Annotated in this window: 8 protein-coding genes; 1 reads left to right on the top strand and 7 read right to left on the bottom strand. The window is 67.1% G+C overall.

Annotated elements, in window-relative coordinates; genetic code table 11:
* Positions 1-188: 188 nt before the first annotated feature.
* The 3 genes from GGR62_RS17910 to GGR62_RS17900 all read right to left on the bottom strand — a co-directional run bounded on the left by GGR62_RS17910 (position 189) and on the right by GGR62_RS17900 (position 7,367).
* The gene (locus tag GGR62_RS17910) at positions 189-2,303 is read right to left on the bottom strand and encodes a protease pro-enzyme activation domain-containing protein (RefSeq protein WP_184409188.1); all 2,115 of its coding nucleotides are present in this window, start codon (positions 2,301-2,303) and stop codon (positions 189-191) included.
* Between the two features lie 97 nt (positions 2,304-2,400).
* Positions 2,401-4,308: a S8 family peptidase gene (locus tag GGR62_RS17905; RefSeq protein ID WP_184409187.1), complete on the bottom strand. Its 1,908-nt coding sequence runs from the start codon at positions 4,306-4,308 to the stop codon at positions 2,401-2,403.
* A gap of 47 nt (positions 4,309-4,355) precedes the next feature.
* Entirely contained in the window at positions 4,356-7,367 is a 3,012-nt protein-coding gene (locus GGR62_RS17900) for an adhesin (RefSeq protein WP_184409186.1), read from the bottom strand.
* 205 nt (positions 7,368-7,572) lie between these two features.
* On the opposite strand from GGR62_RS17900, the gene GGR62_RS17895 reads away from it, so the two are divergent.
* Positions 7,573-8,952, top strand: a complete 1,380-nt coding sequence (locus tag GGR62_RS17895; RefSeq protein WP_184409185.1) for an ATP-binding protein — start codon at positions 7,573-7,575, stop codon at positions 8,950-8,952.
* On the opposite strand, the gene GGR62_RS17890 is transcribed toward GGR62_RS17895, so the two are convergent.
* The 4 genes from GGR62_RS17890 to motB all read right to left on the bottom strand — a co-directional run bounded on the left by GGR62_RS17890 (position 8,934) and on the right by motB (position 12,038).
* Entirely contained in the window at positions 8,934-9,623 is a 690-nt protein-coding gene (locus GGR62_RS17890; RefSeq protein WP_184409192.1) for a response regulator transcription factor, read from the bottom strand. The genes GGR62_RS17895 and GGR62_RS17890 overlap by 19 nt on opposite strands.
* Positions 9,624-9,837: 214 nt before the next feature.
* Positions 9,838-10,122, bottom strand: coding sequence for a DUF4031 domain-containing protein (locus tag GGR62_RS17885; RefSeq protein ID WP_184409184.1), 285 nt, complete (start codon positions 10,120-10,122; stop codon positions 9,838-9,840).
* Positions 10,123-10,131: 9 nt separating this feature from the next.
* Positions 10,132-10,788, bottom strand: a complete 657-nt coding sequence (locus GGR62_RS17880; protein ID WP_260306265.1) for a hypothetical protein — start codon at positions 10,786-10,788, stop codon at positions 10,132-10,134.
* A 74-nt stretch (positions 10,789-10,862) separates the two neighbouring features.
* Positions 10,863-12,038, bottom strand: coding sequence for a flagellar motor protein MotB (motB, locus tag GGR62_RS17875; protein ID WP_184409182.1), 1,176 nt, complete (start codon positions 12,036-12,038; stop codon positions 10,863-10,865).
* Between the last annotated feature and the right edge of the window lie 3 nt (positions 12,039-12,041).

Genomic DNA, 12,041 nt, shown 5'->3' with positions numbered 1-12,041 from the left:
CGCGTAAGCGCTTACATGGACGTCCTTGCAGCGTGTCCCGCGACGCTGGGCGGGCAAGGGCCCTGCAGCCAGGCCGCAGATCAGCCGGCCTGCAGTAGGCTGACACGAAGTCGTTTTGTTAGCCGCTCTAAGTCACTTGGGTACGACTGCCGCCCGGGCCATGGCCAGGGCGGCGTTTGCTGCGTCCGTCAGCTCTTGGCGGTCTTCACGATCGCCGGCGAGCCCACGGTTGCTCCACCCTTGTTTAAGGCGACCACGTACATCGTGTAGAACGTGTTCGGCTTGAGTCCGCCGAGCGTGTAGCGCGTGCCGCGCGACACCGCATAGGAGGTGTACGCACCGGTGGCGTTGTCCTGGGCGACGATCGCATAGCCGGTTGCCGTGTTGGTGGTGGTCCATTGCACCGTGCTGGTCGTGGCCGTCGTGCTGGCGTGCACGCCGCGCGCTTGGTTCGGTGGGGGCGTGCTGCCGTCATGAACCTCCAGCAGGGAATCGAGCAGCAGCGAGGACGGCAGCATCGAGCCCAGGCCGGTGACATTGTCGTAGCCCTGGCCGGCATTGAAGCCCGCCACGCCGTCGAACAGGTTGGCATTGCCATTGCTGCCATCGAGCACGTCGTTGGTGTCCAAGGACACCGTGCCCTGGAGATCCTCATAGAGGAACGGATTGGCGAAGCCGATCCGGCCCAGTCCGACGGCCTGGTGCGCCTGATCGGCGATGGACATGAAGCTGGCCCAGATCGGCGCCGAGACGCTGGTGCCGCCCACGTTGATCCAGCCGCCGTCCAACTCCGAATAGACCGCCACCGGTGTGGTGGGGCTGGCGACGGCGGCCACGTCAGGCACATTGCGGCGCGCAGACGAGCCCTGGTTCGCTGCAGCGATGGACACCGGCTTGCCATCGGTGCCGGTGATCAGCTGATAGTCCGGCAGTGGCCAGTAGCTGCTGATGCCGCCACCGGTGGCCCCGTAGCCCGCGCCAAGCAGGTTCCATGCCTCTTCGCTGCCGTAGCCGCCAGTGCGCCCGGTAAACAACGTCGTGCCGCCGACCGAGGTCACCAGCGGCTGGCTACCGGGATCTTCGACATGCAGGCCGCTGCCGCTGCGCCCATACGCGCCCTGATCGCCCGAACTGACATACACCCCCTGGCCTTGCGCCACCATCTGCGTCAGCACCTGGCCTTCTGCGGCCAGCGCAGCGTCGCCCATGAATTCCTCGTCGATCCCATAGGAGATGCTGACCGTCTGCGCGGTGTTGTCGTCGGCCATGGCACCTAGCGAGGCCAGCAGCGCGACCGGGAACGGATCGTCGCCTTCCTCGTAGACCTGGATCTGGCGCAACTGCGGGTTCACGGCGATCGCCATGTCGATGTCCAGCGCCGCCTCACCGGCCACGCCGGAACTGTTGACTGCGCCGGCGTAGCCGTTGACGTTGCGTACCTTCACCGGCACGTTCGGCAAGCCAAACTGTTTGACGTAGGCGGCGATGTCGCTGGACAGGAAGCCGCCTTGCTCGAACAGCGCCAGCGTTTCCAGTTTGCCTGGGGCTAGCTGCTCGGGAATGGCATAGGCACGGCGCAAGTCTTGCGGGCTCAGGCCGCCGTTGGGGCCGTGGCCGGTGGCCTGGGTCGCGTCCGGCCGGCCGCGGCGGGCACCCTCTTCGGCAATCGCGGCGCGTGCCGCCGGATTGGTGGGTGCGTGGATAGCCAGGGGTGCGAAGCGGACGGCGTCGTGCAGGCCGACGATGCCGCCGACATGGCCGGCCAGTGCGCTGGGCAATTGCGGTTGGCGATCGGCCGAAAAGAACGTCTTGCCGTCGCTGCGTTGGTAGCGATTGAACGTCACGCCAAGATGCTGTGCGAACGTGGCCGCCGGTGCCTTCAAGGTAATCAGCGAGCCCGCGCCGCCGACACTGCTGACCTGGATGCCATGCGCCTGCGCAAAAGCCTTGATCGCGGCGACGTCGTCCTCGCGCGCACCGAAGCGGGCGGTGAATTCCGCCGGTGTCAGATAGTGGCCATAGAGCGCATCGCCTGGATGCGAAACGTGCATTGCATAGTCGTAGGCGCCTGCGCCGTCCTTCAACGGGACGGTCATCACCAGGCTGATCGCGGTGCTGGGTGCCAGCGCACCGAGTTTGCGCGCGCTGCGCAGCTGCGCAGGCACGTGGGCCAGCGGGGCGGCCGTCTGAAGCGCAGCCGGCGCGGCCGATGGCGCGGCAATCGCCGGTGCGGCGACGCCGGCAAGAACGGCGAGGGCGGCCAGATGCAACGGCACGCGATGAAATCCAGAACGTTTCTGCATAGCGAAATCCTCGGTTGCGGATGAGAACAACGTTGCCGAACGGCAGGCATGGCGCGATCTGCTCCATGCCCGCCGTGCTGGAGCGATGCCGGCTAGATCACTGCCGGGCCATCAAGGACACATTGCTGAAACCACCGTCTCCGCCGACCAGCTTGATGAAGTAGGTGCCGGCCTGTGGCGACGGCAGGCGCACGGTCTGTGCATTGCCGGCACGGACCGAACGCAGGTCGTAGCTGCTGGTGGTGGGCTCGGCGCCGAACTTCACGTACAGGGCGACATTGCCGCCGCCGCCGTAGGAGAGCACGTTCAACGGCGTCCCCGCGGTGGCGGTGAAGCTATACAGACGCTCCTCGTCGACGCCGGCAGTTTGCGCGGTGAGCGGCGTGCGGTTGCTCAGTGCGGTGGTCACCGGCTTGCAGCTGCTGCCGCTGCAACTGGTGCGGATATAGTCCATCGCTGCCGTCGCATCGACGATGCCGCTGCCAATCGGGGTCGCTGCCGGCGGTGGCACCGGAAACGTGCGCGCGGTCTGCTTCAAGACCGCCTGCAGTTGCGATGGACTCAGCGGTGTCTTGCCAGCGCTCGCCAACGCGCTTTGCACCAATGCAGCCACGGCCGCGACGTGCGGCGTGGCCATCGAGGTTCCGGCATAGCCGCGATAGTTGTACTCGCCCGACGTCGGCGTGGTCTTGCCGCTATAAGCGGTCGACAGTACCAGTCCGTCCCAACCGCCGTTGCCCGTGTCCTCCTTATCGCCACCACCTGGTCCCGCCACGTCGACGACTGATCCGAAGTTGGAGTAGTACGCAATGCCCCCTGTGATGCGGGTTGCACCCACGGTGATCACGTTGCTGCAGCTGGCCGGGGTGGATTGCGACGCATCGAGGGAATCATTGCCGGCGGCCACCACGACCGTGGTGCCGTTGGCGACGGCCGTATTGATCGCTTGCTGCGTGTTGCTGTCGCAACTGCCGGGGCCCCCCAGGCTCAGGCTGATCACTTCGGCCGGATGGGTATTGTTCGGCACGCCATCGACGTGTCCGCCCGACGCCCATACGATTGCATCGGCAATATCCGAGGTCATGCCGCCGCATTGCCCGAGCACGCGGATCGGCAGGATCTGGGCGTCGTGTGCGGCGCCAACGCCGCCAATGCCGTTGTTGGTCAGTTCGCCGATCGTGCCGGCCGTGTGGGTGCCGTGCCAGGAACTATCGCGCGCACTTTGCGCACAGGGGTTGCCGTCGGCTATCCAATCGCCATAGTCGAGCGCGCCGGGCACCCGATCGTCGGTGGCGCGACGGGACACGATGGCATTGGTGATGAAGTCGTAGCCCTGCAGGACGTGGTCGTTGTTTTTCAGATCCGGATGGTCCGGCAGGATGCCGGTATCGATCACGGCCACCACCACGCCGCTGCCGGTGGAGGTCTCCCAGGCCTTGGGCGCGCGGATTCCGCCCGTGCTGTCCTGCATATGCCATTGATACTGGGTGTAGAGCTTGTCGTTGGGCACTGCCGGATCGGTGGCCTGCGCCGTTGCACGCGCCTGTGCCGGCAGTGCGGCCGACCCGACCCGGTCGAGTACCGGCTGCATCATCCGATCGAATTGCGCGTATTCGACGGCCGGATCGGCACGCAGTGCGGTCAGTAGCTTGGTCTGCTCGGCAGCAGTCAGGTGGCCGGTCAGGCGCATCACGCTGGCGCCGGTGCCGGTGGTGCGCAGGACGCGCGCGGCCATCGGCGCGCTACGGGCGGCATTACTGCTGAGAGGCAGCACGTTGGCGCGGCGTGCGGCCGACGACAGGATGGACTCGCGCAGCGCGTTGGAGCCGATGGTCGGTTTGTACTTGACGATGAGGCGGCCGGCCGCGGGGGAGCCGGCAGGCGCCGGGCTGTCGACCAGGCCACGTTGTTCCAGCAGATCGTTGGCTGCATGCAGCTGGAAGGGGGCGGTGGCGAGGAGGGCGCTCAGCAACAGCGTCCGGAGCGGCGGAGGGGCAGTGTTCATGGGCGGAATTCCAAGGAGAAAGGGGATGGCGGTGCGTGCGGACAGGCTCACAAGTCCACACCGAAGCCCAGGCCGGCGGAGGAGTCGCTGCCGCTGAAGGCGCCACCCAGGCTGAAGGAGCCGCGCTCGCCGATCTTGCGGGCATAGCCGATCGACAGCGCACGCTCGCTGCTCTGGAAGCCTGCGCCGACGGAGATGCGTCCACGTTCGCTCTGCGTGCCGGCCGCATTGCTGGCCATGTTGAGCATCGCCGCGCTCATCGCGCCGAGGCGGTCGATGCGGCGATCCATGTTCTGGAAGCGGCGCATGCTGTCGTCGTGCAGCTGGCTGAAACTGTCGCTTAGGGCCGAGACGCGGCTGTCGGTATAACTATTGGCCGAACTCAACGTACGTGCGTCGCCCGAAGAGACCTGGGCGACGTTGGCCGCGTCGGTATCGGAACGACCGGCGGCTACGTTGATGATCTGCCGCTCGGCGCCGGCGCTACCCACCGAGACCGTGTTGGAGCGGTCGGCGACCGAACCTTGGCCCAATGCGACGGCGCCTTGCGCGGTGGCACGCGCGCCCTGCCCAATTGCCGTGGCTGACGCCGCGCTGACCTGTGCGCCCTCGCCCATCGCCACCGCATTGGTCGCCACTGCAGCAATCTGCGTGTTGGCGCCGACTGCGGTGCTGCCATCGGCATTGACGCGCGCATTGCTGCCGATCGCGGTGTCGTTGGGGCCGTGCGCGTAGGCGTTGCCGCCGATCGCCGTGCCGGTGGCATCGTTGGCCACCGCCGCGGTGCCCATCGCCGTGGACGTGGCGGCCACCGTGCTGGTGCTGGCGACCGCCGGCGTCGGCGTGCCTTGCAGCTCGCTATCGCTCCCCTCGGCTGTCGCAACCGCGGAGGTTGCAGGCGCCAGTACTGCCGACACGCCGGCACTGCGCAACGCGGCCGTCCGCAACAGCGGCGTGCCACCCATGCGCCCACCCAGCTCGCTGACCTTGCTGTCCAGCGCGGTCAGTGCGGCACCGACATTGTTGTAGCTGGCACCCTGGATCACGTAGCTCGGCGCAACGAATACGCCCTGTGCGCCGATGGCTGCGCCACCGCCCAGGAAACTGGCGGCATTGCTCAGCGACTGGAACAACTGTCCGCCGTTGATCGCCTCGCTGCTGCCGTCGGCGATCGCGCCGGCGCCTAGATTGACGATGCGCCGCGTCGCCGGACCACCGCGACCGTTGCCGCTGCCCACCGAGACCGTATTGGCCTCGTAGGTACGCGACCCCGAGCCCAGCGCCACCGAATCGGCTCCGCTGGCACCGGCATTGGCACCCAAGGCCACGCCGTTGACGCCGCTCTGGCGCACGAAGCTGTTGTAGCCCAGCGACAGCGCGTTCTCGCCGGTGGCATTGGTCTGCCGCCCCATCGCCGTGCTGTTTACGCCGCTGGCGCTGCTGTCCACGCCCAGTGCGCTGGCGCCGGCGGCGCTGGCACGACTGCCTGCCGCCACCGCCACGCTGCGCGCTCCGCTGGCCGAAGCGCCGGCACCGGCCGCCGTGCTGCGCTCGCCGATCGCGCTGGCAGTGCCCTCGCCGGTGGCCTGCAACATGCCGCTGGTGGACTGCACATCTGCAGCCAATGCATCGAGCTGGCCCTTGTTGACCGCATCGGTGGCTTCGGTGCCGGCCGCTACGCTGGTGATCTGCCGTGTCAGCCCGGATGCCACATCGCCCACCGCCACGCTGTAGCTGCGGGTTGCGTGCGAGAAGGCGCCCAGCGCCACCGCGCTGACCGGAGCGCGGTTCCAGGCATCGTCCACCCAGTTGCCGACCTTGGCGCCATAGCCGATCGAGGTGGCATCGACGCCGTCTGTGCGGGTGGCCGCACCCAGCGCGGTGCTGTTGGGGTTGTACCAGGAGCTGACGGCGCCCGAGCCCAGGACCACGCTGTTGGCGGTCAAGGCCCAGCTGTTGTGACCCACGGCGATCCCGTCCTGGTCCGATGCCAAGGCATACGCGCCCAACGAGACCGTGTTGGGGGCGAACGAACCGGCGCTGTGGCCGATCGCCACGGAATCGGTGTTGCCCGGCAGATTGGGGAACACGTTGGAGTTGTAGCCGATGGCGATTGCGTAATCGGATTGCGTCACTGCACCCGCACCCAGCGCGACGCTACCGACACCGGTGGCCGCGGTGAGGCTGCTGCTGTTGCCTGCCGACGCCGCGGCAGTGCTGACGCCGCCGATGGCCACGCTGTCGATCCCGCTGGCCAGGGCGGTGTTGCCGATCGCTACGCTACTGGTGCCGGTGGCGCGGGCGAAGTAGCCGTTGGCAGTCGACAGATAGCCCGAGGCCACCGCCAAGCCGCCGACCGCGGTTGCTCCGTCTTCGAACGCGCGGGCGCGGTAGCCCAGCGCCGTGCTTTGCACATTGCGTGCTTCGCTGCCGCTCCCCACTGCAGTAGACAGCGCCGCGGTGGCCTTGGCGCCGCCACCCAGCGCCACCGCGCCGAACCCGCTGGCCTCGGTGGAATCCTGGTGACTGCCGATGATCTCGCCGGCATCGTTGTAGTCGAATACCTGGGTGGTGCCGCCGATGGCGACGGCCGATTCGCCGCTCGCTGACGCTGCGTAGCCGGTGGCGATGGCGTTCTTGGCCGTCACCGTGGCACCGGCACCCAGTGCAATGCCGCCTTCGCCGAGCGCATTACTGGCCTCGCCGATGGCCACCGCATAAGGCTCGCCGGCGAACGCGCCGACGTCTTCGGACGGGTCGCTGCCACCGACGATCTGCAGATGCTTGCCGATATCGTCGGCCGCGTCTGGTGGCGCCGTGGCGTCGTCCTGGGCCGTGTTGTCGGCGGTGCTTGCCTGGCTGGTCGGGCTTGCGGCCCCTGGCGCCGGGGTGGCGGCGTGTGCAGCAGAGAGACCACCCGCCACTACCAGAACCGTGACGATGGCGCGCGTGAGCGACCGCCGCGGTGGTGGTGCGATGCAGGCAGTGCTACCAACGGGGCGGAAAGCGGCGAGGCGGGCGCGGTGCTGGCCCGGTACATGGTCAGGCAGAAGGCTCATCGGTGTCCCCAGGACGTGGTGGGCGGAGCAACTGGCGCAGACCAAACTCCAAGGCATTCCCCTGTCGATGCGGAGTTCTGTCGGCGTGCGCGAAGTGCGTCAAAAATTTGTCACGCCACCTGGGGGCTGTCACCAAACGACGATTGCATCCACTCACCACGGATGTGAGCATCCGAAGTTGTCGAGGTTGCCTATTGCCAGTTCTGTGAAATTCATCTCCGTTTTTTTGCGCTGTTTGCAGTCACCGACGTCTGCCAGTGCCAGCGATCAGCGGCATGCGGCGTTCCTGCAAGTGCTGCTGGCGGCGATCGTGCTCTATACCGCCGGCGACATCGGCCTGTTTTTCTACGTGGCTGGCGCGGCGCGCTTGCTGAGCCACACGGACCTGTTGTTTGCCCTGGTGGGTAGCGTGCTCACCGCGGCAGGCGCGGCGATGGGCGTGTGGCGAGTGCGGCGCGGCGACAATGCAGGAGCGGTGCGGACCTACGTGGCCGCGACGTTGATCGGCGTGTTGGTCACCTATGCGCGGGTGGACATTTACGACCTGCTGACCAACCCCATGCCCTTGCTGGCGCTGGTGCTCGCCGGCATGGTGCTGGGGAGTCGCGCACTCTGGAGGGTGTTCCTGTTGCTGGCGGCCGCTGCGTTGCTGGGCATGCTCGCACAGGTGATCTGGCCGGTGCCCTGGCGCTCGGTGCGCGGCAACATCGGCTTAGGCCTGGTGACCGTCGGCGCCTATCTGCTGATCACCCTGATCCTGGATCGCACCATCGCCGCATTGCGCGACAGCTTGCTTGAATCAGAGCAACGCCGATGCGAACTGGAGCAGCTCAATCGCCGTCTGCTGCAGGAAATGGCCGAGCGCGAACGCGTGCAGGAGCAGCTGATCCACACCCAGAAAATGGAGGCGCTCGGGCGTCTGGCGGCTGGGGTCGCGCACGATTTCGATAATCTGATCAACGTGATCATCGGCTATGCGCAACGGCGCGATGCGCTGGAGGGCTACGGCGAAGCGCCACTGCTCAAGACGCTGGAAAACATCGAGACCGCCTCGCGACGTGCGTTGACTGTCAGCCGACGCATCCTCAACTTCGGCCGCGCCGAACCCGGCCTGCCGACCCTGTTCGATGCCCGCGTCGCACTGCGCGATGCCGAACCCACATTGCGCCAGTTATTCGGGCACGAGATCCGGCTGGAGTGCCTCGCGGCCGGGCCGTCGCTGTGGGTACTGATGGATCGCGATGATCTCGAATTGGTGTTGCTCAACATCGCCGCCAACGCACGCGATGCAATGGAAGGGAAGGGCGTGTTCCGCATCGAGGGAGAGTTGCGCGAGGCCACGGTGTGCTTGCGCTTCTGCGATACCGGTCCGGGCATTGCACCGCATCTGCTGGCGCGCATCCTCGAGCCGTTCTACACCACCAAGCCGGTCGGCAAGGGCACCGGGCTGGGCTTGTCGGTGGTGCAAGGCATCATCGCTGCGGCCGGTGGCCAGGTGACGGCGAGCAATGGGCCGCAAGGCGGGGCGTGTCTGTGCCTGCAATTGCCGCTGGCGGCAGCGCCGGCTCAGTCGGCCAGCAGGTAGCCCATGCCGCGCGAGGACAGCAGCGGCAGTGCCGGTGTCTGATCGCTGGCGATGCGTGCGGCCTTGCGCCGCAGACGATGGATCAGCATTTCCAGCCGGTGCAAGTCGAAGTCGCCGGCGGTGGCTTCCAATGCCGATACCAAGGTCTCGCGCTCGATCGCCTGGCCACGCTGCGCATCCAGGCAGCGCATCAGGCAGCGCTCCAACGCGGTCAGCACCATGACCGTGCCGTCCGGCGCCAACAGGCACCAGCCGTCTGATTGCAGTCGCCAGGCTTGCCTGGGCGCGGTGACGCTGATGTTGGCCGTGCGCAGACGCTGTGCCAGGTTGCGCAAGGTCAGTGCGAGGATTTCCGGATCGGCCGGTTTGCGCAGGAAGGCGTCGGCACCGCCGTGCAAGGCGCGGACGTGGTCGTTGCGACCGCGATTGCCGGTCAGCACGACGATGCCAAGCCCGGCGAACAACGAGCGCAGGTGCGTCACCACACTCAGTCCGCTTTCGTCGGGAAGGCCGAGATCGAGCACCACCAGATCGAAGGCCTGTTGCAGCATCAGCCGATACAGTTCGCCAGCGGTCCCGGCGCCGCTGACGCGAAAGCCGAACTCGCGCAACCCAGGGATGAGGATATCCTCGCGCAACAGCGCGTCGTCCTCCAGAACGGCGACGGACAACAGAGAGACAGCATCGGTGGAGAAAGCACGGATGGACAAGACACCTCTCCCAAGCCACGTGCAATGGTGACGGGCCGACGGTGTCGTACAACACCACACACGCGCGCGGCACGCAATGTATGTCTTTCATTGCGACGCGAGAGTTTGATTGGCGGGCCGGCAGTTCGGCCGACGCGGGTGACGGGATGCCGCCTGTCAGCGTCGCAGGCGCCGCTTATGCGTGCTCGCCGCGCGCTTGCGCTCGCGCATTGGCGATCAACGCCTTGAGCAAGGCGCGGTCGGTATGGCGGGAAATGGCGATGGCACCGAGCGCGATCGCTTCGGCGCGTAGCGGGGCTGGCACGTCGTAGTGCGCGCCGCTGAGTTTGTTCTGAAAGGCGCGGCGGGGAATGCCCAACCGCGCCGCCATGGCATGCAGCTCCTCCAGCGTATCGCCGAGCAGGTGCGCCCAGCGCTGATCGCGCCATAGGTGCACCGCATCGTCGACGTAGACGGCCACCGAGAAGCCTTAGGCCTTTTTGCTCTTCTTTTTCTTGCTGCCGTCGGTGCTGTCGTCGGGCGCGCTGTCGGCGGCGGCAGTGTCTGTCTCTGCATCGGCGTCGGAAGCGGCTTCAGCAGTGACCGGGGCGTCGTTCGCATCGGCGCTGGCGTCGGTCGCGTCGTCTTCGTCGCCCTCGGCATCGTCACCGGCGTCGCTGTTCTCGAACTCGGACACCAGCGTGGTCAGGTATTCCTCGGCGGTCTTGCCGTCTTCGGCGGCCAGGTCGTCGATCATCTGCTGCAGCTGGGTGGAGTATTCCAGCGAGATGGTCTTGCCTTCCTTCTCCTGCAGATTGGCCAGGTGCTTGAGCATGGCCAGCATCGGCACCGGGTTGTCGGCGCTGCCCATGGTCTGGCCGCCGATCGACAGCATCCACTCGCTGCCACCCTGCAGACCGATCGCCGCGACCACGCGGCCGTCGGCATCCTGCAGCACGGCGTGGTTGGTGACCTGGGGCGCCTGGCCCAGACGGACGATCGGACGCTTGGGTTGGGTCTTCTTGCGCTTGTCGCGCTTGGCCTTGGAATTGCGGGACACGGTGTTCTCGACGCTGGGAATGGCCGGCCATTCTAGGCGCTTGCGCGCGCAACGGCTTGCTGGATGCCCCCAGTGCCGGCTTGGCATTGCGGCCAACGCAGCAGCGGCGGCTTCCGCCGAGGTGCGCTGGCGCGCCCACAGCAGTGACGCTTCCCGCTGACTTAAGGCGTCTCGGACGCTGCGCTGACCGTCGTGCGCGGCCCGCTCAACGCCGCTTCGGCGGCCCTGGCCAGCGCGGTGGCCGATGCCACCTGGGTGGCGCTGGACATACGCCCAGCGGCCTGGGTGGTGGCGGAACCGGGCGCCACAGCGGGCTTGGCCGGGCCGGCCGGTGCGCCGGCGGCACCGGCGCTCGCACCCGCAGCGGGCAATGCAGCCGGCGGTCCCACCGCTGCCGTGCCGGTGGCGCTCAAATCCGGCACCTGGGTATCGGCATCGTGGGTGGCTTTACCCAACGCCACGCCCTGGCCGGCGCCGGCCAGCGCGGTCTGCTCGGCATCCTGGGTCATCACCACGATGCTGATGCGACGGTTGATCGGATTCTGCGGGTCGGTCTTGTCGAACAGCACCGAGGACGACAAGCCCACCACGCGGGTGACCTTGGCATCGGCCATGCCACCGGCCACCAGCGCACGGCGCGCGGCGTTGGCACGGTCGGCGCTGAGTTCCCAGTTGGTGTAGCCGGCATCGCTGCTGTAGGCGGTGATGTCGGTGTGCCCGGTAATGCTGATGTGGTTGGGAACCTGATTGATGAAGCTGGACAGCTCGTGCAGGATCGCCACCGTGTACGGCTTGAGCTGGTCGCGGCCGATGTCGAACATCGGGCGGTTCTGCTTGTCCACGATCTGGATACGCAGCCCGTCCGGGGTGAGGTCGAGCAGCAGCTGGTCCTTGAACGGTTCCAGCGCCTGGCTCTTGTCGATGGCCTCCTTGAGGTCCTGCATCAGCGTTTCCAGGCGTTTCTTGTCCTTGGCACGGCTGTCTTCGCTGGAGTCGGCCGCGTTGTCGCGCTTGCGGCCCATTTCGTCCTTCTGCCCCTTGGCCAGGTCGGCGGTACCGCCGAGCTTGATCATCGAGGTGCTGGCGCCGCCGGGCCCGTTCATGCCGGGCGAGGGAGCCGTCGATTTGCCCGACAACGGGCTGGGATTGCGGAAGTATTCCGAAATCGCCGCGCGCTGTTCCTTGGTGGTGGCCGCCATCAGCCACAGCACCAGGAAGAACGCCATCATCGCGGTCACGAAGTCGGCAAACGCCACTTTCCAGGCGCCGCCGTGGTGGCCGCCGCCCTGCACCTTCTTGATCCGTCGGATGACGACGGTGGATTTGCCCTCGGCCATGAC

It is taken from the genome of Xanthomonas sp. 3075 (genome assembly GCF_014197275.1).
GTDB lineage: Bacteria > Pseudomonadota > Gammaproteobacteria > Xanthomonadales > Xanthomonadaceae > Xanthomonas > Xanthomonas campestris_B.
This window is presented reverse-complemented; position numbering and strand designations above follow the sequence as displayed.

Coding starts and splice junctions, on each gene's coding strand:
- GGR62_RS17910 (WP_184409188.1), bottom strand. CDS start 2,303: ATGCAGAAACGTTCTGGATTTCATCGCGTGCCGTTGCATCTGGCCGCC.
- GGR62_RS17900 (WP_184409186.1), bottom strand. CDS start 7,367: ATGAGCCTTCTGCCTGACCATGTACCGGGCCAGCACCGCGCCCGCCTC.
- GGR62_RS17880 (WP_260306265.1), bottom strand. CDS start 10,788: ATGCCAAGCCGGCACTGGGGGCATCCAGCAAGCCGTTGCGCGCGCAAG.
- motB (WP_184409182.1), bottom strand. CDS start 12,038: ATGGCCGAGGGCAAATCCACCGTCGTCATCCGACGGATCAAGAAGGTG.
- GGR62_RS17905 (WP_184409187.1), bottom strand. CDS start 4,308: ATGAACACTGCCCCTCCGCCGCTCCGGACGCTGTTGCTGAGCGCCCTC.